The sequence below is a fragment of the Flaviramulus multivorans genome (assembly GCF_021728415.1).
Taxonomy (GTDB): domain Bacteria; phylum Bacteroidota; class Bacteroidia; order Flavobacteriales; family Flavobacteriaceae; genus Sabulilitoribacter; species Sabulilitoribacter multivorans.
Genome location: NZ_JAKKDV010000001.1, coordinates 886,650 through 910,934, shown reverse-complemented (window position 1 = coordinate 910,934; position 24,285 = coordinate 886,650). Strand labels below are relative to the sequence as shown.

At 33.5% G+C, this 24,285-nt stretch carries 22 protein-coding genes; 15 read left to right on the top strand and 7 right to left on the bottom strand.

Annotated features, from left to right (window positions below):
- The first annotated feature begins 57 nt into the window (after positions 1–57).
- The 13 genes from L3X39_RS04035 (at position 58) to L3X39_RS03975 (ending at position 11,118) form a co-directional block, all read left to right on the top strand.
- Positions 58–1,125 (top strand): cytochrome-c peroxidase, encoded by a 1,068-nt coding sequence (locus tag L3X39_RS04035; RefSeq protein ID WP_237230462.1) that lies wholly within the window; start codon positions 58–60, stop codon positions 1,123–1,125.
- A gap of 205 nt (positions 1,126–1,330) precedes the next feature.
- Positions 1,331–1,660: a HesB/IscA family protein gene (locus tag L3X39_RS04030; RefSeq protein WP_237230461.1), complete on the top strand. Its 330-nt coding sequence runs from the start codon at positions 1,331–1,333 to the stop codon at positions 1,658–1,660.
- 17 nt (positions 1,661–1,677) lie between these two features.
- Positions 1,678–3,126: a Fe-S cluster assembly protein SufB gene (sufB, locus tag L3X39_RS04025; RefSeq protein ID WP_237230460.1), complete on the top strand. Its 1,449-nt coding sequence runs from the start codon at positions 1,678–1,680 to the stop codon at positions 3,124–3,126.
- Between the two features lie 16 nt (positions 3,127–3,142).
- Positions 3,143–3,559: a hypothetical protein gene (locus L3X39_RS04020; protein ID WP_237230459.1), complete on the top strand. Its 417-nt coding sequence runs from the start codon at positions 3,143–3,145 to the stop codon at positions 3,557–3,559.
- Between the two features lie 5 nt (positions 3,560–3,564).
- The gene (gene sufC, locus L3X39_RS04015) at positions 3,565–4,317 is read left to right on the top strand and encodes a Fe-S cluster assembly ATPase SufC (RefSeq protein ID WP_237230458.1); all 753 of its coding nucleotides are present in this window, start codon (positions 3,565–3,567) and stop codon (positions 4,315–4,317) included.
- Positions 4,318–4,327: 10 nt separating this feature from the next.
- Positions 4,328–5,641 carry a Fe-S cluster assembly protein SufD gene (sufD, locus tag L3X39_RS04010; RefSeq protein ID WP_237230457.1) on the top strand — a complete coding sequence of 438 codons (1,314 nt, stop codon included), beginning with the start codon at positions 4,328–4,330 and terminating at the stop codon, positions 5,639–5,641.
- A 115-nt stretch (positions 5,642–5,756) separates the two neighbouring features.
- Positions 5,757–6,971, top strand: coding sequence for an aminotransferase class V-fold PLP-dependent enzyme (locus tag L3X39_RS04005; protein ID WP_237230456.1), 1,215 nt, complete (start codon positions 5,757–5,759; stop codon positions 6,969–6,971).
- A gap of 131 nt (positions 6,972–7,102) precedes the next feature.
- On the top strand, positions 7,103–8,173 hold the full coding sequence (locus L3X39_RS04000) for a zinc metalloprotease (RefSeq protein ID WP_237230455.1): 1,071 nt from the start codon (positions 7,103–7,105) through the stop codon (positions 8,171–8,173).
- 78 nt (positions 8,174–8,251) lie between these two features.
- Positions 8,252–8,716: a hypothetical protein gene (locus tag L3X39_RS03995; protein ID WP_237230454.1), complete on the top strand. Its 465-nt coding sequence runs from the start codon at positions 8,252–8,254 to the stop codon at positions 8,714–8,716.
- A 40-nt stretch (positions 8,717–8,756) separates the two neighbouring features.
- Positions 8,757–9,179: a SufE family protein gene (locus tag L3X39_RS03990; protein WP_237230453.1), complete on the top strand. Its 423-nt coding sequence runs from the start codon at positions 8,757–8,759 to the stop codon at positions 9,177–9,179.
- Between the two features lie 54 nt (positions 9,180–9,233).
- Positions 9,234–9,557 carry a DUF59 domain-containing protein gene (locus tag L3X39_RS03985; protein ID WP_237230452.1) on the top strand — a complete coding sequence of 108 codons (324 nt, stop codon included), beginning with the start codon at positions 9,234–9,236 and terminating at the stop codon, positions 9,555–9,557.
- 8 nt (positions 9,558–9,565) lie between these two features.
- Positions 9,566–10,078 carry a DUF2480 family protein gene (locus L3X39_RS03980; protein WP_237230451.1) on the top strand — a complete coding sequence of 171 codons (513 nt, stop codon included), beginning with the start codon at positions 9,566–9,568 and terminating at the stop codon, positions 10,076–10,078.
- A 113-nt stretch (positions 10,079–10,191) separates the two neighbouring features.
- Positions 10,192–11,118 (top strand): DUF3078 domain-containing protein, encoded by a 927-nt coding sequence (locus L3X39_RS03975; RefSeq protein ID WP_237230450.1) that lies wholly within the window; start codon positions 10,192–10,194, stop codon positions 11,116–11,118.
- Between the two features lie 71 nt (positions 11,119–11,189).
- On the opposite strand, the gene L3X39_RS03970 is transcribed toward L3X39_RS03975, so the two are convergent.
- A complete protein-coding gene (locus tag L3X39_RS03970) occupies positions 11,190–13,454 on the bottom strand; it encodes a transglycosylase domain-containing protein (protein WP_237230449.1) in 2,265 nt (754 codons plus the stop codon).
- A 12-nt stretch (positions 13,455–13,466) separates the two neighbouring features.
- The gene (gene hflX / locus L3X39_RS03965; protein WP_237230448.1) at positions 13,467–14,687 is read right to left on the bottom strand and encodes a GTPase HflX; all 1,221 of its coding nucleotides are present in this window, start codon (positions 14,685–14,687) and stop codon (positions 13,467–13,469) included.
- A gap of 74 nt (positions 14,688–14,761) precedes the next feature.
- Between hflX and L3X39_RS03960 the strand changes: the two genes are divergently transcribed.
- Positions 14,762–15,730 carry an endonuclease/exonuclease/phosphatase family protein gene (locus tag L3X39_RS03960; protein ID WP_237230447.1) on the top strand — a complete coding sequence of 323 codons (969 nt, stop codon included), beginning with the start codon at positions 14,762–14,764 and terminating at the stop codon, positions 15,728–15,730.
- A gap of 42 nt (positions 15,731–15,772) precedes the next feature.
- Here the strand turns inward: L3X39_RS03960 and L3X39_RS03955 are convergent, their stop codons facing one another.
- Both L3X39_RS03955 and L3X39_RS03950 read right to left on the bottom strand, forming a co-directional pair.
- Positions 15,773–17,212 carry a DUF5689 domain-containing protein gene (locus L3X39_RS03955; protein WP_237230446.1) on the bottom strand — a complete coding sequence of 480 codons (1,440 nt, stop codon included), beginning with the start codon at positions 17,210–17,212 and terminating at the stop codon, positions 15,773–15,775.
- Between the two features lie 42 nt (positions 17,213–17,254).
- Complete coding sequence (locus L3X39_RS03950; protein ID WP_237230445.1) at positions 17,255–20,056, bottom strand: TonB-dependent receptor; 2,802 nt, start codon at positions 20,054–20,056, stop codon at positions 17,255–17,257.
- Between the two features lie 114 nt (positions 20,057–20,170).
- Here L3X39_RS03950 and L3X39_RS03945 point away from each other — a divergent pair, with 114 nt between their 5' ends.
- Positions 20,171–21,223 carry an endonuclease/exonuclease/phosphatase family protein gene (locus L3X39_RS03945; RefSeq protein ID WP_237230444.1) on the top strand — a complete coding sequence of 351 codons (1,053 nt, stop codon included), beginning with the start codon at positions 20,171–20,173 and terminating at the stop codon, positions 21,221–21,223.
- A 2-nt stretch (positions 21,224–21,225) separates the two neighbouring features.
- On the opposite strand, the gene L3X39_RS03940 is transcribed toward L3X39_RS03945, so the two are convergent.
- The 3 genes from L3X39_RS03940 to L3X39_RS03930 all read right to left on the bottom strand — a co-directional run bounded on the left by L3X39_RS03940 (position 21,226) and on the right by L3X39_RS03930 (position 24,278).
- Entirely contained in the window at positions 21,226–21,666 is a 441-nt protein-coding gene (locus L3X39_RS03940; protein WP_237230443.1) for a hypothetical protein, read from the bottom strand.
- A gap of 92 nt (positions 21,667–21,758) precedes the next feature.
- The gene (locus L3X39_RS03935; RefSeq protein ID WP_237230442.1) at positions 21,759–22,544 is read right to left on the bottom strand and encodes an endonuclease I family protein; all 786 of its coding nucleotides are present in this window, start codon (positions 22,542–22,544) and stop codon (positions 21,759–21,761) included.
- A 78-nt stretch (positions 22,545–22,622) separates the two neighbouring features.
- Positions 22,623–24,278: a choice-of-anchor J domain-containing protein gene (locus L3X39_RS03930; protein ID WP_237230441.1), complete on the bottom strand. Its 1,656-nt coding sequence runs from the start codon at positions 24,276–24,278 to the stop codon at positions 22,623–22,625.
- Between the last annotated feature and the right edge of the window lie 7 nt (positions 24,279–24,285).

Sequence of the window (24,285 nt, the reverse complement as noted above, 5' to 3'; positions counted from 1 at the left end):
CCAAAATGATTATTGGCGAATTACATCTAACCGATAAAAACAATAAAATTTAAACAGATGAAAAAATGGTTAGTCTATATGGGCTTTATAGGTGTTTTCATTTGCATTTCTTGTTCAAATGAAAGTGTAGACCAATATGCTCCTACACAAAGACCATTAGAAATCCCTCCACTTTTTCAAGAAAATATTCTATCACCTATAATTCCTATTGATAACCCTCAAACAGCAGAAGGTATTTCTTTAGGTAAAAAACTATTTTTCGATCCTATCCTATCTGCGAATAACACCCAAGCTTGTGCAGATTGCCATAACCCGCAAAATGCGTTTTCCGATTCCGACAGGTTTAGTGATGGTATAGATGGAATTCTTGGAAATCGAAACTCTATGCCACTATTTAACTTAGCATGGAATTATGATGAAAAATTTTTTTGGGATGGAAGCGTTTTTAGTTTAGAACATCAAGCTTTCATACCTGTATCCGACCCCATTGAGATGAAAAGTTCGTGGACTCAATTAGAGGAAGAGCTTCAACAACACCCTGAATATCCAAACCTATTTCAACAAGCTTTCGGGACATCAACCATTGATTCTACTTTGGTAACTAAAGCTATTGCACAATTTGAACGTACTTTAATATCTGCCAACTCAAAATTTGATAATTATCTGTTAGGTAATATAGAGCTTACCGAAGAAGAGCTAAATGGATTTAACGTATTTATGGATGAAAACAGGGGTGATTGTTTCCATTGCCATGGTAGTGATAAAAACCCGTTATGGACTGATAATATTTTTCACAACAATGGGTTAGATGAAAGATTTTCAGATTTAGGCTTAGGCGAAGTTACTGGCGATCCTGCAGATAATGGAAAGTTCAAATCACCTTCACTTCGCAATTTAGCCTTCACAGCGCCGTATATGCACGATGGTAGATTTGCTACACTAGAAGACGTAATAAATCATTACAGCGAAGGATTAAAAAACTCACCAACGATAGATCCTTTAATGAAAAAAGTAGCTCAAGGTGGTGTTGGTTTATCAGATAAAGATAAAGCCGATTTAAAATCTTTTCTTTTAGCGCTTTCAGATTATGAATTTATTAATAATCCTGATTTTAAAAATCAATAACAAAAAACTATAAAACCATATATTAATATAATGTTAGGTTATATGGTAATCCATGACTTATATTGTATATTTGTGCTCTATTTAGAAACCGTCTTAATAAAATTATCTGTGTAATTTGTTTGACAGATTATTTTTTATGAATGAAGGTTACATGTGATACCTATTGAAATTAAAATATTACATGAATAGATATAATTAATAAATTATGATAACAGTATCAGAAATAGCTAAGAAAAAAGTTGTTGAGCTTATGCAAGAAGAAGGCTATAACGCTACAACAGACTTTGTTCGAGTAGGTGTAAAAAGCGGTGGATGCTCTGGACTTTCTTACGATTTAAAGTTTGATAAAGAAAAGCAAGAAGACGATAAAGTTTTTGAAGACAATGGCGTTAAAATTATTGTTGACAAAAAGAGCTTTTTATATTTAATAGGAACAACCTTAGAATATTCAGGAGGTTTGAACGGAACTGGTTTTGTGTTTAACAACCCAAATGCTAACCGTACTTGTGGTTGTGGCGAATCATTTTCATTATAATAAAATCAGAAAGCATTATGTCGAAGTATACCGAAGATGATTTACGCGAAGAATTAAAAACCAAAGAATACGAATATGGTTTTTACACAGATATAAAGTCTGATACATTTCCTATTGGTTTAAATGAAGATATTGTTCGAGCAATTTCTAAGAAAAAAGAAGAACCTCAATGGATGACGGACTGGAGATTAGAATCGTTTAAAGCTTGGAAAGAAATGACCGAGCCTGAATGGGCTAATGTTAAATACGAAAAACCAGATTTTCAAGCTATTTCATATTATTCTGCACCAAACAGCAAACCCAAATATGATAGTATTGATGAAGTTGACCCAGAATTATTAGCAACATTTGAAAAACTAGGAATTTCCCTTGATGAGCAAAAAAAACTTGCTGGTGTCGCTATGGATGTAGTGATCGATTCTGTTTCAGTGGCTACAACATTCAAAAAAACATTAGGCGAAAAGGGTATTATTTTTTGTTCAATTAGTGAAGCTATAAAAGAGCATCCCGAACTTGTAAAAAAATATATCGGTACTGTAGTACCCCAAAAAGATAACTTTTATGCTGCGCTAAATAGTGCTGTATTTAGTGATGGAAGCTTCTGCTATATTCCAAAAGGTGTACGATGCCCTATGGAGCTTTCAACTTACTTCAGAATCAATCAAGCAGGTACAGGCCAATTTGAAAGAACATTAGTTATTGCAGATGAAGGTAGTTATGTGAGTTATTTAGAAGGTTGTACCGCACCAAGTAGAGACGAAAATCAATTACACGCCGCTGTTGTGGAGCTTATTGCTCTTGATGACGCCGAAATAAAATACTCTACAGTACAAAACTGGTACCCTGGAAATGCCGAAGGTAAAGGTGGTGTTTACAATTTTGTAACTAAACGCGGACTGTGTGAAAAGAATGCAAAAATCTCTTGGACACAAGTAGAAACTGGTAGTGCGGTAACATGGAAATATCCTAGTTGCATTTTAAAAGGTGATAACTCCGTTGGTGAATTTTATTCTATTGCTGTAACCAATAATTACCAACAGGCTGATACGGGAACCAAAATGATTCACTTAGGTAAAAATACCAGATCAACCATTATATCAAAAGGAATTTCTGCTGGTAAATCACAAAATAGCTATCGTGGATTAGTTCAAATCAATTCGCGTGCAGAAAACGCTCGTAATTTTTCACAATGTGATAGTTTATTAATGGGTAACGAGTGTGGAGCTCATACCTTTCCATATATCGAAGCAAAAAACAATTCAGCAAAAATAGAACACGAAGCAACAACGAGTAAAATTGGTGAAGATCAAATTTTTTACTGTAACCAACGTGGTATTGATACTGAAAAGGCAATTGCGCTCATTGTAAATGGTTTTAGTAAAGAGGTTTTAAACAAACTTCCTATGGAGTTTGCCGTGGAGGCTCAAAAATTATTAGAAATAAGTTTAGAAGGCAGTGTTGGATAAATCATTTACATTCAAAATGAAAAAATTACTTATTCTATTTTTATGTACTTCTGTGTTAGTCGGTTGTAAAAATGACACTAAATCCAAAAAGGAAGAAACTCCTGTAAGTCCGGAAAACTCGGAGCGCACTGAAAAACAGAGTGATGGTTTAACCCTATTAAAAGGAGCATTTATTTATCATGGTGATGCTGCAGTTTTGCAAACACATGCTGAAATTTATGGTGTTTTTGTAACCGACAAAATGCTGGAACTAAATAAAATGGCTGAACAATATAAAAAGCAACCAACCGATATGGTTCAGATAGAAATAAGAGGAAAAATAACTAATCAAAAAGACGAAAAAATTCTTTGGGAAAATAAAGTAGAAATTGTTGAGATACTCAGTGTTTCTGCTCCAAAAGATAAAGATAACGTTATAAAACTAGGACAATAAATAGTATGTTAAAAATTAATAATTTACACGCTAGTGTTGAAGATAAAAGCATTTTAAAAGGGGTAAACCTTGAAGTAAAACCAGGTGAAGTTCATGCCATTATGGGACCTAACGGTTCGGGAAAAAGCACCTTAGCAGCAGTTATTGCTGGGAAAGAGGAATATGAAGTTGAAAAGGGCAACATTCTTTTTGAAGGTGAAGATATTGAAGAGTTATCTGCTGAAGAACGTGCACATAAAGGCGTGTTTTTATCATTCCAGTACCCTGTTGAAATACCAGGAGTGTCAGTAACCAATTTTATTAAAACCGCTATAAACGAATCGCGTAAAGCAAAAGGATTAGAAGATATGCCTGCTAAAGACATGCTAAAACTAATTCGTGAAAAAGCAGATTTGTTAGAAATAGACCGTAAGTTTTTATCACGTTCTTTAAACGAAGGCTTTTCGGGTGGCGAAAAAAAACGTAACGAAATTTTTCAAATGGCTATGTTAAATCCAAAATTGGCCATCTTAGATGAAACCGATTCAGGATTAGATATTGATGCACTTCGTATTGTAGCAAATGGGGTTAATAAATTAAAAAGTAAAGACAATGCTGTGGTAGTTATAACTCACTACCAACGTTTGTTAGACCATATCGTTCCAGATTTTGTACATGTTCTTTACAACGGTAAAATTGTAAAATCGGGCACTAAAGAGCTTGCTCACGAATTAGAAGAAAAAGGATACGACTGGATTAAAGAAGAAGTGAACGCTTAAAATTGAGCAAATGGATTTAAAAGAAAAATTATTATCATCGTATTTAGTTTTCGAAGATCATGTAGATATAGACACCTATGTTCATAACCTTCGCAACGATGCAATAAAAATATTTGAAGATAAAGGCTTTCCAACTAAAAAGGAGGAAGCATGGAAATACACCTCTTTAAATAAAATTTTAAAAGAAGACTATAGTGTTTTCCCAAAACAAGAAAATGCTATTGAATACAATGATGTTAAAAAATACTTTATCCACGACATAGACTCGTATAAAATTGTATTTATCGACGGGAAATATTCATCACACTTATCACAAACCACACACGATGGGATGGATATTTGTTTAATGTCTGCTGCTTTAACAAAACCAAAGTATCGATTAATAATTGAAAATTATTTTAATAAAGCTGCAACTAAAGATAGTTTACCATCATTGAATACGGCTTTTTCGAGTGAAGGTGCATACATTCATATTCCTAAGAATAAAATGGTTGAAAAACCAATACAAATTATTCATTTTTCAACGGGTAATGAGTCGGCTTTAATGCTTCAACCTCGTAATTTAATTGTAGTTGACGAGAATTCTCATGTTCAAATTATCGAGCGTCATCAAAGTTTAACCAATAGCCCTGTTTTAACCAACTCTGTTACTGAAATTTTCACTAACAAGCGTGCAATTGTCGATTATTATAAAATTCAAAACGATAGTTTAAACGCTTCGTTAATAGACAATACTTTTATAAAACAAAAGCAAGAAAGTGTTGCTTCAGTTCACACATTTGCTTTTGGTGGTAACCTTGTACGCAATAATCTTAACTTTTATCAACATGGTGAAAGGATTGATTCAACCTTAAAAGGTGTTACTATTATTGGAGATAAACAACATGTAGACCATAACACGTTGGTACATCATATTGAGCCTAACTGTGAAAGTCATCAAGATTACAAAGGTATTTTTGGCGAAAACTCAACCGGTGTTTTTAATGGTAAAATAATTGTTGAAAAAGAAGCACAAAAAACCAACGCATTTCAGGCAAACAATAATATTTTAATTAGCGATAAAGCTACTATTAATACCAAACCACAACTTGAAATTTTTGCCGACGATGTAAAATGTTCTCACGGTTGTACCATTGGTCAGTTAGACGAAAGTGCTCTATTTTACATGCAATCGCGCGGTATTCCAAAAAAAGAAGCTAAGGCACTTTTAATGTATGCATTTAGTAACAATGTTTTAAGCTCGGTTAAAATCCCAGAAATGAAACAGCGTATTACTAAAATTATTGCTAACAAATTAGGTGTAAACCTAGGTTTCGATTTATAAAATATTTTGAAGCTTATCCCGCTATCCGCTGTATCTTTTTTATGTCTTACTAATTTCAGTTGAAGAATCAAACATAAAAAAGGATGCCGCTTCTATCGGGGCTAAATACAGAACTATGTTTAAGGTAGAAGATATAAGAAAAGACTTCCCCATACTTTCTCGCAAAGTAAATGGAAAACCCTTAGTGTATTTTGACAATGCGGCAACCTCTCAAACACCTCAACAAGTTATCGATGTCATTGTAGATTATTATTCAAACTACAATGCTAATATCCATAGAGGCGTGCATACACTAAGTCAAGAAGCTACCGATTTATATGAACAAGCTCGCCAAAAAATACAGCGCCATTTTAATGCTAAGTTTTCGCATGAAATTATCCTAACTTCAGGAACAACACATGGAATAAATTTAGTTGCTAATGGTTTTTCGTCATTATTAAAAAAAGGTGATGAAATAATTGTTTCCGCTTTAGAGCATCATAGCAATATAGTCCCTTGGCAAATGTTGTGTGAGCGCACAGGTGCTTCGCTTAAAGTAATTCCAATGACTCAGGAAGGCGAATTGGAAATGGCTATATATGATACTCTATTATCAAAAAACACCAAACTTGTTTTTGTTAATCACATATCTAATGCTCTAGGAACCATAAACCCTATTGAAACAATCATTGATAAAGCCCATAAAGTAGGTGCCGCTGTTTTAATTGACGGAGCACAATCTTGTGCCCATCTTAAGCCAGATGTTCAAAAATTGAATGTGGATTTTTACGTAGCATCAGCACACAAAATGTGTGGTCCAACTGGAGTTGGTGTGCTTTACGGAAAAGAAGAATGGCTTAAAAAATTGCCGCCTTACCAAGGTGGTGGCGAAATGATTGCCGAAGTAACCTTCGAAAAAACTACATACGCAGACTTGCCCCATAAATTTGAAGCAGGTACTCCAAATATTTGTGGAGGTATTGCCTTTGGAGCCGCTATAGATTATATGAACTCTATAGGTTTTGATGCTATTGCATCCTATGAAAATGAGTTATTGGCATATGGAACAAAACAACTTCTGACTATTGACGGTTTAAAAATTTATGGTACTTCAGAACATAAAACATCTGTTATTTCATTTAATTTGGACAGTATTCATCCGTATGATGTAGGTAGCATCCTAGATAAATTAGGTATCGCCGTTCGAACAGGTCATCATTGTGCACAACCCATAATGGATTACTACAAAATTCCCGGAACCGTTAGAGCTTCCTTCTCATTTTACAACACAAAAGCCGAAATAGATAGCCTTGTTGAAGGTGTAAAAAAGGCTAAAATGATGCTTTCATAGAAACGAATAATTGTTAACTATTTAACGAAATTATGCATTTTGTCGAATAATTAACAAATTTTTTGTGAATTTGCAAGGTACTTTGCAGAATTATTATATCTTCAGCATCGACTAATTCAAACCATTAAAAAATGAAAAAATTATTTTTAAGTATGGCAGCTGTAGCCGTATTATTTACAGCATGTGATGAAGACAAAAACGAAATCGTTCAAGAGCAAGAAATTGACATGAGCGATTTTTATGTTCACACAGATTTTAGTGAAGATTTAAGTTCTAAATCTGCTAGTTCAAAGGAAAAATATAAAACTTGTTATTCTATGGCTGTTTTAAACAAACAACTCGATGCAGATCCAGGATTAGCAAAAAAAATGTATGATGTTGAATATCATACAAGAAAATTTATAACTGCCAAAGGCAAACCCGGTACTAAACCAGGTGGTGGCGGAAGTGGTGGCGGAGACACTGATGTAGATGTGTTACCAATCAATGATGGTTTAGGAACAATCAACATACCTGTTTACGTTCACATTGTTTTACCTAACGCAAATGATGTTTCTAACTCACAAGTTCAGGCACAAATGAATGTTTTAAACGACGATTTTAATAGCACTAATGCAAACCAACTTCCTTCAGGTGCTACTAATTTTGTTAACGATGCTACCATTACTGATATTAATTTTTCTTTAGCAGGAACCTTTAGACATAACGATTCTAGGTCTTCTTGGGGAACAAATAATGCAATAAAATCTGCATACCCACCTATTACACCAGACACACATTTAAACATTTGGGTATGTAATATAGGTGGTGGCATTTTAGGATATGCACAATTCCCTGGTGGTAACTCTTCAACCGATGGTATTGTACTTTTAAATTCTACTTTACCAGGAGGTTCAGCAGCACCTTATAATTTAGGAAGAACTGCAACTCACGAAGTAGGTCATTACTTAAACTTACGTCATATTTGGGGTGATGGAAGATGCAGACAAGATGATTTTGTTGAAGATACACCGTCATCTGACGGAGCAAATTATGGTTGTCCATCATACCCAACTGTTAACTGTAAAACAACGGATATGACCATGAACTACATGGATTACACAGACGATTCATGCATGTATATGTTTACAGATGGGCAAAGAAACAGAATGCGTGCTATTTTCGCCTCAGGTGGAGCAAGAGCATCTATGGCTGGCAACTAACTTTTTATCAACCTAATAAAAATTTAAAAGACGCCTACTTTGGCGTCTTTTTTGTATCTTAATTTTAAAATTTAACCCATGCATTTTATAAAACTTACAAGCTTAATTTTAATGTTGTTTACGCTGCAATCCTGTAAATGTCAACAGAAAACATCCAATTTAAATGATGAAAGCACACAAACCGGTGGCGACTATATTGTTGAATATACAGCTTTATCCAGAGGTATTTATAATCAAATCATTATCAATAAAAAAACCATTTCTAGTTTACAACAAAGAGGTGGCACACCATCATTACATCCATGCGAAGAAAAAAATTGGAATACCATAACAAAAATGCTAGGACCTATTGAAGTTGAAAACATATCAACTTTAGAAGCCCCAAGTAAAGCGTTTCAATATGATGGTGCGGCAATCGCTCATTTAAAAATCACGAAGGGAGACAAAACTTACGAATCAGCACCTTTTGATCACGGAAATCCCCCTAAAGAAATTGCTGAACTTGTTAAAGTAATCTTATCAATTTCCGAAAATATTGAATAGCAACATTTGTTATTGTATTTTTGCCTGAAAATTAGTGATTGTGACTATTGAAGATATACAAAACGAAATTATAGAAGAATTCTCAATGTTTGAAGATTGGGAAGAGCGCTATCAATATATGATTGATTTAGGGAAAGATTTACCATTAATTGACGACCAATATAAAACCGAAAGCAACATAATAAAAGGGTGCCAAAGTAAAGTATGGGTACATGCCGAAATGAAAGATGATAGGGTGGTTTTTACAGCTGATAGCGATGCCATTATTACAAAAGGTATTATTGCTATTTTAATACGGGCGTTTTCAAACCAGCACCCAAAAGATATTATTGATGCCGATACCAGTTTTATTGATAAAATTGGATTAAAAGAACACCTATCACCTACCAGAGCTAATGGTTTGGTAAGTATGATAAAACAACTAAAAATGTATGCTATTGCATACCAAACACAGTTAAAATAAGTTTATTTGTAGATATATTTCGAATAAACATCTGAAAAAATAACATTAGAAAAAATGAGTGATACCATAGATACAACCGAATTAGGTGAAAAAATAGTAAACGTTCTTAAAACGATTTACGACCCAGAAATTCCTGTAGACATTTACGAATTAGGGTTAATTTACGACGTATTTGTGAACGAAGACTACGACGTTAAAATACTAATGACACTTACAACACCTAATTGTCCCGTTGCTGAAACGTTACCTTTAGAAGTTGAGGAAAAAGTAAAATCATTAAATGAAGTAAAAAGTGCCGAAGTAGAGATTACCTTCGATCCGCCTTGGACTCAAGATTTGATGAGTGAAGAAGCGAAATTGGAATTGGGAATGCTTTAATTGATTTTATGTCAGACGAAATCATAAATCGCGTAGCGAATAGCAAATTAGTAACAGTTAACCTTGAAGATTATTATCCAAAAGGACAACGAGTGCTGTTTGATATTAAAGATTGGCTATTTGAAGGTTTTGTATTGCGTGAAAAAGATTTTAGATCTCAGGTTTCAGCTTATGACTGGTCACAATACCAAAATTCTTATGTTGCTTTAACATGCAGTAGCGATGCCATTATTCCCGGTTGGGCTTATATGCTACTAAGTATTCAATTAGAGCCCTTTGTTAACAAAGTAGTTATTGGCACTCTTGAGGAGTTAGAAACTTCCATTTATCAAGATATTATAAATAATTTAGACGTAAGTGAGTTTAAAGATAAACCTATAATCATAAAAGGATGTTCTAACAAACCTGTCCCTCAAAACGCATATATTATGCTTACTACAAAGCTAAAGCCTATAGTTAAATCTATTATGTATGGCGAAGCCTGTTCATCTGTTCCTTTGTTTAAAAACAAACAAGTATAACCTTATTATTTTTATAGAACGCGTTAACAATTGTTAATTTTCGGATATATAAATCTGTTTTTTTGACAGAAATTACCTTATATTTGCACGCATTTTTAATAAACATTACAAGCATGAAAAAATTAACATTATTATTTATCTTTTTAATTGGAGTAAATTCAATCCAAGCTCAAACTAAAGAAGAATTACAAGCTCAAAAAGCAGAAAAACAAGCTGCGGCTAATGCTGCTCAAGCTGAAGCAAATGCAATTCAAGCACAAATAGATGCATTACCTGGTTGGAGAACAGGTGCTTTTGGTACCATTGGAGGAAGCATATCTAATTTTAATAATTGGTATGCACAAGGAGCCCCAAATAATTCATCTGGTAACATTGGATTTACTTTAAATGCCCATGCAAATTTAATTGAAGAGAAATTCTTTTGGAGAAATGCTTTAAGCACTAATTTAAACTGGGTTAAATTAGATAATAAAGATATTGATACGGATGACGATAGCTTTAATCCTACTACTGATGTATTCAATATTTCATCTTTATACGGTAGAAACATAACAAAAAAATTAGCAGTTTCAGGATTAATGGAATATAGAACAACCTTATTAAATAATTTTAACGACCCTGGTTATTTAGATTTAGGAGTTGGAGCCACTTGGACACCAATTGATAATTTAATAGTTGTTATACACCCATTAAACTACAACTTTGTGTTTAGTAGTGGTGATACGGTTTTCGAATCGTCTTTAGGTGCAAAAATCCTAGCAGATTATACCAGACAAATTGGTGCAGTTAACTTTAAAACAAACCTTTCGATGTTCCAAAGTTATAAGAGTAGTGATTACTCAAACTGGACATGGACAAACTCGTTTGGATACACTTTATGGAAAATGATTGGTGTTGGTTTTGATTTTGGTTTAAGAAACAACAAACAAGAAGCACTAAATTATGCCTTAGCACAAACACCTGCTGAAGCTACTGGTTTTGATGATTTAGATAATAAATTACAAACCTATTATACAGTTGGGTTAAGCTATAAGTTTTAATTTGATAATTAAATATAATAAGAAAAAAGTGTTTCAAATTTGAAACGCTTTTTTGTTTAACAATATAAACATCAATTGCCTTTAAACTTTTTCTTAGGATTTTTACCGCCAAAAAGCCTTTTAAAAAAACCATCTCTCTTTTCAGGATTGCAATCTAAGGCATCAATAACTTCTTGAGAAGGGTTTTCAAAACTACTTTTGGTAATTTCATTAAAACGTGAATCTCCATTCATTTTTTGATAAAATTTAGCAAAAATAGGAAGCGCAGAATTTGCCCCTTGACCAATAGCTGTAGAGTTAAAACCAATACTATGATTATCATTTCCAACCCAAGTAACAGTAACCAGTTTAGGCGTTATGGCTGCAAACCAGCCATCCTTATTATTTTGGGTAGTTCCTGTTTTTCCCGCAATAGCATTTTTTAGTCCGTAAGTTGTTCTTATTCTAGATGCTGTCCCAGAATTTACTGTAGATTGCATGATCTCTAATAGTGTTTGTCTTGTAAAATCACTGTAGGCTTTATCTTTAGCAACTTCTGGTTTAAACGTAGCGATTATATTACCATCCTTGTCTTCAATTTTGGTGATTGCATATGGTTTTACATGTTTGCTTTGGTTAACATAGCTCGCATAAACTCCCGTAAGTTCTTTTAAGTTAATTTCAGCAACACCCAATGCTAAAGAAGGTTGATTAGGTAATTCTTTAGTAATCCCCATTTTATGTGCCTGATCTATAACCTTATCTATGCCTACTTCATTTAAAACCTTAACAGCAATTGTATTTATTGAATTGCTTAATGCCTTCTCTAAATTATAATTAAGATGAGGGTCTTCTTCTTCTGACCCTGAATTTGAAGGTGTCCAATCATCAAAATTCGTATAAGTTACTTCCGCCAAAGAAAAGTAAGTACATGGCTTCATGCCATTTTCAATAGCTGCTGTATAAACTAAGGGTTTAAATGTAGAACCTACTTGTCGTTCGCTTTGTGAAACATGGTCATACTTAAAATACCTATAGTCAATGCCTCCAATATAGGCCTTTATAGCGCCAGTAGTTGGTTCAATAGATAACATGCCCGTATTTAAAAATTTTAAGTGATGCTTCAAGCTATCTATAACTGATATGTTTTGTATGGTGTCTCCGCTCCATTCAAACAATTCCATAGGGCGTTTTTTTGATAACGAATCTAAAATCTGCTTATCGGTGAATCCTTCTTTCTTATATGATTTATACCTAGATAGGGTTTTTATGGCTGCTTCAATAACACGCTTATTAGTTTTCCATGGTGCAGATTTACCAAAAGACTTTTCATGAGTAATTTGCAAACTTTTTAGATGTTCTTTCATTGATTCCTCAGCCAATACCTGCATTGTGGAATCTAAAGTTGTGTGAACAACTAATCCGTCGCGATATAAATCGTAGCGTTCGCCATCAGCTCTTTTTAAGGTATCTAAAATGGTGGATAATTGCTTTTTTACTTCCGCTCTAAAATAAGGCGCTAAACCTAAGTCGTGATTAAATGATTTGTAGTTTAACGTAACATCTTGTTTTGTTAGGGAATCTGCCAATTCTTGCGTGATATAATCGTATTTTAACATTTGTTGAAATACCACATTTCTCCGTATTTGACTTTTTTTAAGATGTAACCTAGGGTTATAAAAACTAGTGGCTTTTAAGGTGCCTACCAAAGTCGCAGCTTCAGAATATGATAAAGTAGAAGCTGATTTATTGAAAAACTTTCGGGATGCACTTTCAATACCATACGTGTTATCTGAAAATGGTACCGTATTTAAGTATAACGTAACAATCTCTTTTTTTGAATAGATTTCTTCAATACGTTTGGCAATAATAGATTCTTTGAACTTATTAATTAGCATGCTAGACATTACATGCTTTTTTCTGCCATATAAATTTTTAGCGAGTTGAAGCGTAATAGTACTTCCGCCTCCAGCAGATTTATCTTGCAGTATAATATTTTTTAAAAATACTCGAATTAAACTGACATTATCTATACCATCATGTTCATAAAAACGAGCATCTTCTGTTGCTATTAATGCGTCAGTTAAGTGTTTTGGAAAGTCTTCAAACTCTAAAGGTTGTCGGTCGTAAATGTAGTATTTGCCTATTAATTTCCCGTTAGTGTCTAAAACCTGAGTAGCTTCATCTTGTTTAATGGAGCTAATATCTTCTGTGGTTGGTAATTTCCCAAATAACCCTAAAAAAACACTAATATAAATAATTGAAAAAAAGGCTATAACGGAGCCTCCAAATATCAAAAGCCATTTAACCCATTTTCTTTTTAGAAGTAATGAAATCCTCTCTTTTATTTGGCTCATTGATTTGCTTTTCTATTCTTTTACATCAAATTCGTTATAGTCAGGATATAGAAAATGATTATATGGAAAACGTGTTACATGAATATCTCTTACCTCATCGTAAACACGCTTTTTAAAGTCCTCTAAGTTCTTCTTATTTAACGCAGAAATAAACAAAGCATTGTTACCAACCTTACTCATCCATGTACTTTTCCACTCTTGTAACGTGTAGTGTCTTTCAGTTCTTTCGGTTTCTAAATCGTCTTCATCCAAAGGTTCTGGTTCGTAAGCATCAATTTTATTAAAAACCATTATAGTTGGCTTATCACTACTTTTTATTTCACCTAAAATTTTATTTACAGACTCAATATGTTCTTCAAAGTTTGGATGCGATATATCTACTACATGAAGCAACAAATCAGCTTCTCTTACTTCATCCAAAGTGCTTTTAAAACTTTCTACCAATTGGGTTGGGAGTTTACGAATAAACCCAACGGTATCACTTAATAAAAAGGGCAAATTTTGAATAACCACTTTTCTAACCGTAGTATCTAAGGTTGCAAATAATTTATTTTCGGCAAAAACTTCGCTTTTACTAATAACATTCATTAACGTTGATTTCCCAACATTAGTGTACCCTACCAAAGCCACTCTAACCATAGCGCCACGGTTACCACGTTGAACAGCCATTTGCTTATCGATGGTTTTTATACGTGCTTTTAAAAGTGAGATTTTATCGCGTACAATACGTCTATCCGTTTCAATTTCGGTTTCTCCCGGTCCTCTCATTCCAATACCACCTTTTTGTCGCTCAAGGTGAGTCCACATTCCTCGCAGTCGTGGTAAAAGGTATTCGCATTGCGCTAGCTCCACTTGAGTGCGAGCGTAACTTGTTTGTGCACGTTGTGCAAAAATATCAAGTATTAAATTCGTTCTGTCTAAGACTTTTACGTTTAGAATTTTACTGATATTACGTTCTTGTGCTGCAGATAACTCATCATCAAAAATAGCTGTACCAATCTCATTATCTTCAATATATTGGCGCACTTCTTCCATTTTACCAGTCCCTATAAAAGTTCTAGGGTCTGGTTTTTCCATTTTCTGCGTAAACCGTTTTACCGCATAACCGCCTGCTGTAAAGGTTAAAAACTCCAATTCATCTAGATATTCTTTAGATTTATCTTCGTCTTGTTGCTTTGTTATAACACCAATTAAAACTGCTTTTTCTAATGCAATATCTTTCTTTTCAATCATACCAATAAATAATGTACAAAGTTACACAATTGTAACCATTTTAATTTTTATATTTTTAAAGCTAATTTTGATTTATGACGGATTTTACAGAAGATTTTGAAGTGCACCATAATATGCAAACTATTGCATTTTATAATCTTGAAAACCTATTTGATTTAGAGGACGACTTTCACACAAATGACAACGATTTTTTACCAGGTTCAGTTAAAAACTGGACTCCTAAACGTTATGAAAATAAGCTTAGAAAATTAGGGTTTGCCATTTCTAACATTGGGAGAAAAGAAACTGGAAAACATCCAGCTGTTGTTGGTTTAGCCGAAATTGAAAATGCTAAAGTTATTGAAGATTTAATTGCTTCGAAACATTTAGAAGACTGTAATTATAATTATATCCACTATGACTCTCCAGACGAACGTGGAATAGATGTAGGCATTATTTACGATGCATTGGTCTTTCAGGTATTACATTCAGAAACATTCTCGATTGAATTGTTTGATGAAGATGGTCTCCTCGATTACACACGCGATATATTATTGGTTTCTGGTTTACTAGATGGAGAACTGATACATATTATAGCTAATCATTGGTCGTCAAGACGAGAAGGTGTGCAGGAAACAGAATATAAACGCATAGCCTCATCAAATAAGGTTAACGATATTATTATAAAACTGCGATTAGAAAATGAAAATGCTAAAATAGTTATCATTGGAGATTTTAATGATGAACCTGATAATAATAGCATTAAACATCTTGTTGAAAACAATAAGCTCTTTAATCCCATGGAAACTTTACGCTCATTTAGTAGAGGAACTGTCTACCACAACCGAAAATGGAGTTTGTTCGATCAGATATTTTTCACTCCTAACTTTTTTGCCAGTTCTGATAAGAAATTCGAGTTTTATAAAGCTGATATTTTTGATGAGGATTTTTTAAAACTTTTTAATGGGCCATACAAAGGATCTCCGTTTAGAACTTATGTGGGTAAAAAATACAAAGGCGGATATAGTGACCATTTTCCTATATATGCTATTTTTAAGAAATAAAAAAAGCCTGTTTAAAACAAGCTTTTTTTAATTACAAAATATCTAAAAGTCTATACTTATATCATCTAATTCATAGGTTCCATCAAAATCAACCTCTCCACTTCCCGTATATTTAAACGCTATATACATAGTTCCTGATGCACAAGATAAATCTACAATGCCAGAATCAAACCAGCTACTAAAACTATCACTATCTTGTGTGATGTAAGCATCAGTTAAAACACCCCAAGTAGCGGTAGTTATTCCCGATTCTGTTCCATCCCAATCTGTTGAGAATAATAATTCCATATTACTGCCATCAGAAAAACTATTAGACGTTTTAAAAACTAATGTCTCATTATCTTGAGTATCTAAATTTATTGCTGGGGTTATTAACCAAGATATTGTTGACACATCATTCGAACGGAAAGAGCCTACTCTTGCTGAAATTCCTAAAGATGAATTTGATCCACCAGAAGTATAAGCTTCCCAACCTTCTGTTCCAGATTCTATAAAGTTCGTCCATCCATTACCAGATATAAGTGAGTTTGGTAGCTGAGTTTCAAAATTATCTGAAAATAAATTATTAGTTCCTTGTGTAGTTGCAATACCACAGCTTAACTCTATTGGATCACATCTATCATTATTATCAAAAATAATGTCAGAAGTACTATTAATTATCAAAACATTAAAATCGTCTCTAAAATCTCTACTAAAAATACCTTTTATAGAACCTTTTAATTGAGGCACTTGCAGCGATTTAAAATCGGCAAAAGTACTGGTTTGTAAAGTTATTGTAGAACTTTCTTCACAACTTTCAATAGTTCTAAAACCATCAAACTCATCGTCTTGTTCTCCTGCAAATGTCTTGTTCAATTCGTTTCTGTTTATTTGTACATTACTTAATTGAATAAAGGTATTTTCGTCAGCTTCTGATAAACCTGAGATTGAAATAACTTTAGGCGTAATAGTAACAACTTCATTACTTCTCATAATAAAATCTTTATACTCATACGCTTGAATTTGTTCAACATCACTACCTTCACCTTTGCCAATTACCATAACTCCATTAGATTCTCCTATGGTTAATCCACTTAATTTAATGTATACTTTACGTCCAAATTCATAAGTATCACTCAAACTAGCAACATTTATATCAACTCTAAAACCTAGTCTAGGGTCTGAGGCTGGATCACTATCATCTGCCTTATTTTGAATAATTAATTCTTCAAAAAAGTTTCCAGATCTGTCGCTAGAAATTACATATCCTTCAATGTATAACTCTTCGTCTAAACCTATTATTGCAGTATCATCGCCATCTGCTTGAGCTTGCTCTAAACGAGATTTTACCGCTTCAAAAGTAGTCGTCTTATCTGAAGGAATCATCGGTTCGTTAATTGTTAGATCTGGCAAATTATAATCATCATCATTCACACATGATGCTAATAAAACAGTAAGTGTTAAAACACTTAAAAACGTTAGAAATTTATTTGAATTACTCATAATGCTTTTATTTTTTGATATTATATTTTTCTTTTTCATGACTTAGAATCTTAGGTATACATTAACAAAATAGGTTGTTCCACGTCCGTACCAATATTTAGAACCAAAAACAGGTGTATCTAAAGCTTGATCGTCTCTTAACTGTCTATAGTTGGCGTTTCTACCTTGTTCAAATCCTCCTGATTTATAAACTTCGTCAAATAAATTATTGATACTTGCAAAGAAGCCAATGTATTTATCACCAATTCGCCAAGATTTACCGCCAACTAGGTTTATAACCATATAATCATCAAACTTCTCTTGTTTTAATAATTCTCTGGCTAAATCTTCATCATAATCGTTAAAGGTGTTGCCGTCAAAATCGGTTGTAAAGTTTGATGATCGTGTTAATGGGCTAACATCTATATATGTGTTTGTAAAAAAGTTAGCTGTAGCACCAAACCACCAATAATCTGGGTCTCTGTACTCGAAACCTACTGAATACGCTCTATGAGGTCCTGCTGCTAATTTGTAATCCTTTAAATTAGATTGACCAAAGTCTTTACGTCCATTAACAAATCCTGCAGCAATAGACTCATCATCTGCCTCAGTAGTTAAAATTAAATTAGGATTATTATCATAGGTGAATTGACCCACAGACGCTACACCCTTTAATTTAATGGTAGGAGTTACCTGAGCTTCAATTCCTAACTCACCTCCTATGTGTAATTTATCAATTCCTTGTAAAATCTCTTGAACAAATGCTGTATTATCACCACCAATTCCATCAGCAAAGAAAAACGAAATCTCACTAGCATCTTCAATTTTGGTATAATACCCCGTTAATTTCGCTTTAATTATTGGTGATCTAAAAATATAACTAGCATCCGCTGAGGTTATTTTCTCTTCTGTAATATCTGGAACAATATTATGATTCTCTCTTGAGTTGGAATAGGTGTTACGTAAGGAAGGTGCCCTAGTAATATATCCACCGTTAATATCTAATAAATGTTTACCAGTAATTTTATAGGTAAGCCCTCCTTTGGCACCAATACCTGTAAAAGTTAATTTTTCACCTTTCCCGAAAGAATTATCGGCAAAACCACCGTTTTGGTATAAGCCTTCTCTTTGATACTGCGTATTTGTAATACTTCCTGAAAGATAAAAGTCTACTTTATTGTACTTGAATTGCGCTTGTGCATATCCACTAACTATATTTGCCAAAAGATTATAATTATATTTAAACCTGTCGCCTTCAGTAACAATTCTATTTGGATTTCTTAAATCATTTTGAGCTTCGTCAATATCTGTCGCAAAACCGTCAATATCTAAATACGAATTTGCACCTAATAAATCTTTAACAAGCGCAAAATTTTCAGATTTTAATGATTTGTAATTAACGGAAGCATTTAAAATAATATTTTCTGAAAGTTCAGAACTTAAAATAGTGTTTGCTGTAAGTTGTTTATCGTCTACTCTATCTTCATAAAGTGCATAAATGGCGTTTCCACCATTTTGAGCATTTGATATATTGGCTTGGTATAAGCTGTTCCAATCAATTTGCCCATCATCTAAAAACTGTTGTTGTAAACCATAAGCAATTTCAGGGCTTTCAGGAAAATTTCTTAGTGCATAACTTGGTAACTTTTGATAATATGCCGGACTTGGGTTAGCGCCTCCACCTTCAGGAAAACCATTTACCAAGTCGGTTCCATTATTATCCAAACGACTATTTCCTAATTTACCAAATTGATAGCCAATATTTGTATTAAGTGTTGTTTTACTTGATATATCCCAATAATGATTTAGCATTAAAATAGGTTCTTCTACTTCTTTAATACGCGAATTTCGTTTTTCGCCATCTTGCCAGCCCCAATATTCATTATACTTGATGCCTTTTAAATCATAAACTTCTTGTGTGTTAGGGGAAGACTTTCCACGACGATTAGGAGCATATATAGAAACAAAATTAATACTATGTTTATCATTAATTTTTTTCTCAATAGAAGCAAAAATAGAGTTGGAATCGTATAATGTAGCATCTTGAAAACCTTCATTTCCCCAACGTCTGGCTAACGATACTGTAAATGCCCAATTGTTTTTTAACAACCCCGATGCGTACGTTGCCATTAATCGGTTGGTGTAGCTTCTATCAGAAGATGAATACGTTATACGAGAACCTGGTCTTGCCTCGGCTGCTCTAACATTAATATTGGTTGTTCCTAAAATTCCTCCAAAATTATAACTTGACGGTGTTAACCCCGCTGTTAGTTCTTGGTTTCTCATTACGTCATTTAAACCACCCCAATTACTCCATTGTGGTCTGCCGTTGTATAGCTTGTTCATTTCTATTCCATTTATCAAAACCGAACCATTTTCGGAATCTAATCCTCTGACCCGAAAAAAAGATGAACTAAATTCAAAGGCTGCTGTTCTTTGAAAAACATCCAATGAAGACGAAAGCAATCCTGATATGTTATCAGCTCCACTTGTGTCATCATTAAGTTCATCATCAGAAAGTGTAATGGTAAATAAATCTTGACTTGAAGATAGGTCTCTATCTAAAGTCATATCGGTAATATTTACCACTTTATTTTCGTTAACAACAATGGGATATCTTTTAGTAATATATCCACTTTTAGAAATTCTTAAAACTTGTTCTCCCAAAGGAATTCTTGATGAGAATATAAACTCTCCCAGAGCATCCGTTTGAGTTGTTTCTTCCGTTTTTTCAATAGTAATAGTAACACTTGAAATAGGCTCAAATGAAACCGCATCTTTTACACTTCCTTTGATAATAGTTTGTGAAAAAGTTGTGAAAAAAGAAAAAAAACCAAACAAAAAAATGAGTAATCTTTTTTTCATACTTAGCTTTGTAAAATAATTATTTAATATTTACAAACTTACAGTATTTATAAGAAATATTTACTTTTGGCTTAAATTTTGTAATCAAAATATCGAAAACTTAATATATCAATAATGGAAAAATTAAGATTGTGCGTTCTAACCTTTTTAATCTGTACGTTTTTAAACGTTTCAGCTCAAGAAAAGAAAACCTATAAAATACATACCATTGCCTTTTATAATTTAGAAAACTTATTTGACCCTTTAGATGACCCAACGAAGTTTGATGAAGCAAGCCCCATCATGGAGTTAAATACTAACAAAGAAGAAGCGTACAAAAAGAAGATTAAAAATATGGCTCGTGTTATTGCTGATATTGGGCATGATGTAACCAATAATACCCCAGCAATTATTGGTGTTTCGGAAGTTGAAAATAGAGAAGTTTTGGAAGACCTAGTGAACGATTCTTTATTAATAGATAAAGACTACGGTATTGTACATTATCATTCACCTGATGCTCGTGGTATCGATGTCGCTTTACTTTATCAAAAAAAGCTGTTTACCCCTATTTCTACGAGTAGCCACGAACTTAAAATTTTTGATGATTTATCGAGAAAACGCGTTTATACCAGAGACCAATTATTAGTAAGTGGAAATTTGGAAGACGATTTTATACACCTCGTTGTAAACCACTGGCCATCAAGAAGTGGTGGAGAGGCTAGAAGCAGACCTAAACGAGTTGCTGCTGCAAAATTAACCAAACGTATTGTAGATTCTCTTCAAGTTATAGATCCATACGCTAAAGTATTTATCATGGGTGATTTAAATGACGACCCTACAAACTCTAGTGTAAAAGATGAACTAAAAGCACAAAAAAATAGAAAAAAAGTAGGCTTAAAAGGCATTTATAATCCTTATGAAGATTTATTTAAAAATGGCTTAGGTACTACCGCGTATAGAGATGCATGGAGTTTATTTGATCAAATTTTAATAACGAAGCCTTTGCTTGAAAACGACTATTCTTCTTTTAGGTTTTATAAAGCTGGGATTTTTAATGAAAATTACCTAATCACAAAAAAAGGGCAATATAAAGGTTACCCCTTTAGAAGTTGGTCGAACGGTGGATTTAGCGATGGTTTTAGCGACCACTTTCCCGTCTATGTGTATGTGATAAAAGAGGTTAATTAATGTTAATCTAACCAAGCATTCCAAGGAATTCTCGATAAAAACAACAACAATCCTAAAGTGTAAAAAATTGCTATAGTCTTTAATTTAGCCTTAGACGTTAATTTCTTTTTATGCTTTGAATAACCTATTGTAATCAAAGCAACAGCTATTATGTTAATTAATGGATGCTCTACTAAGTATAATCTATTTACAGAGTCTTTCATAATCTCTCCCATCCCCAATTCACTAAACATTTTTAATCTTGGTGATACAAAGTATAAAACCAATCCAATAAGTAATTGAATATGTGATACTATTAAAGTGAATAATGCTTTTCTAAAATCATTTGCTTCATATTCTTTATCGCCAACAGTTTTTATGATTGCACTTACGGCTGCAATAATTAAAACTAAAAGCACTAAATATGCCCAATATGAGTGCAACTTTAATAAAACATCGTACATAAATTAAATATTTAAAAGTTTAGACAACAAATGTAATAATTAAAACGTAGAAAAAAACCGCTTGTTTTTGAAGCGGTTTTAAATATTTACAATTACCATTTATTTTCAGCATCAGCACTTCCGCCCCAAATTAATGTTGCTAAATACGGATTATCAATAAACGGATTTCTATTACCTTGTGCAGCATAAATAACTTCATTTCTTTGCACTTCAAATGCAGAAACTGGGTCTTCAATGTTCCATTTCAAAAACAACGATATACCTCCAACCTTATTAAAATTTTCTCCATATCTAATATTTAAATACATCACCATTCTAGCAACGTCTCCTCGCCATTCATCTCCTGGGTACCACCGAGTTCCATCAAGTTTATACGTTCCGCTTCCATCTAAAAAAGGGTAATTACTTCTATTGCTATTAACATCATCATCACAAACTCGTAAATGATGCAAATCGGTTACCGCATCTTCAGCACTTAGCATTGATTGAGGAAAAATATGTTCGGTGTTAAATGTTTGGGGTGTATAATTGTTTGAACTAGAAGTGTATTCTCGCCAATATCTGCTTTCTCCAGAATACATTAAAGTAACATTGTCTGTGTTATTTAAGTCGGCATCCGCATTATACAAATATTGGTGTCTTTGTCCGTAAGATAGGATTGTAGTATGATTTAAAGTTACATGAGCTTCTAATTCATTAAACAATAAATCAGCATCTTCAAAAAACGTTATATCACTATAATAACTTTGCACGCTAGAAGGCAGGTTAAAGTTAATTTGTGCTGGTTCTTCTTCCTTTGCAGGTGCTCTATTATCATCAGGGTTACTGCAATTAATAAGTAGTAAACTGAATAAAATTAAAATTTTGTATTTGTTCATTTATGCTATTTTATTAAAGATTAAAAACCGCTTTAAATTAAAGCGGTTTTTAATCTTTACTGAATAATCTTTAGGTTTCTATTGATAAACCCATTCACCACCTGTTTTTATAACGCTTTTTGATTCGTTAGTGGTAGAACCATTGTATATAACATACGTTAAAAGATATTTTTGACCTTCAGCAGTTACAAAATTTCCATTTTCTAACAGCGCGTTAAATGCTTCAAGCAACATCGCATCGCTCCAGAAGTTACTACTTGATGATCTTCTATCAAAACTACCAAAGAAACCAACGTTATCAGCAGGTCCTGGATATATACTACTAAATGCATTAGAAATAAATGTAATATCAGCACCTGTTAACATATATCTTATTGTATTATCTGGAACCCAAGAATTACCGTCATGTCCAAATTGCAGCGACGTACTAATAACAGAGGTATGAGGTGTCCATTTTCCGTCAATTACTGTATAACGATTACCTCTAATTTGAGCTCCGCTTGAGCTAGAAAAATAATCGTATACCATAATAACTTCATCTTCTTCCTGAGCATAAGCATAAGGCGCCGTAATACTTAAAAATGTTGGTAAATAATCTTCTGCAGGTGTAGAACTACCAAAGTTATTAAAGCGACCTGGTTGTCCTGATCCTTCACCCATTGAATCAAAATCAGCAGAGCTTAAAAAATAAACGCCGTCTACTTCTTCCCATTCAGTACCATCGTACATAAAAAACTCACCTTTTTTATTAGTGTCTCCTGTGGCACCTAAAACTTTTATAGCTAAATTAGCGACTCTCCAACGTCCCGCGTCCGTATCAGAAGACACATATTTGAAAGCAATATTAATTGTCTGCCCATCATAAGCTGAAAAATCATAATCTGGAGATGCTGTCATACTTCCAAAAGCTGTTTTATCAAAACTTAATGCTGTCCATGTTGCCGTAGAAAGGTCTCCAGCGTAGTCTGTAGAAACCATGATATCAATTTGATCAGGTACAGATAGGAAATCTATTTCTTGCGTTATTTGTAACTTAAGATTTGATTCTCCGCTTAAATCAATACTTGGAGAAACTAACCATTCTTCATTGGCTACTGCACCTCCAAAGAAACCATTTCCTTGAACATAACCAGATTGCGAAGTCCAAACATCATTACCCCCTGTTGCAGGAGATGTTTCTACCGCAGTCCAGCCTGCCAAACTACCTGCAAAGTTGTATTCTACTAAATTAGCTAACCCCACAACTGGATTGTCAAAATACTGCGCATATCTAGCTAATACAATATCTCCATCCGCGGCACCCGCTATTTGAGTTGCTAAAACACCAGGTATTTCATCCGTGGCATCTACATTTGGGTAAAAACCAAAAGCATCACTTCCTGTTGAAGCGTAATCTGCATTTGTAAGCTGATAAACATCTGCTCCAGAATAATCGCTAACGCCTTCTGCGTTTCCTATAAATAGTTTGTATCCTACAGTTACAGCAGATCCTTTACCCCATGAAGGGTATAAATCGCTTAAAAAGTCTGGCAATAACGCCTTGGCATCATCTTCAGAGCTAAAGTTCCCAAAAGTTAACCCTAAGTCATCGTAATCTTCGCTAGTTAAAACGTAAGTAGCTTCCCCAACAATTGGGTTTTCTTTTGCATCTATATCATTATAAATGTCTTCCATAGGATTACAGCTTGTTAAGGCTACTCCTAGAATTAATAAGTAAAAATATATATATTTCATGTTACAA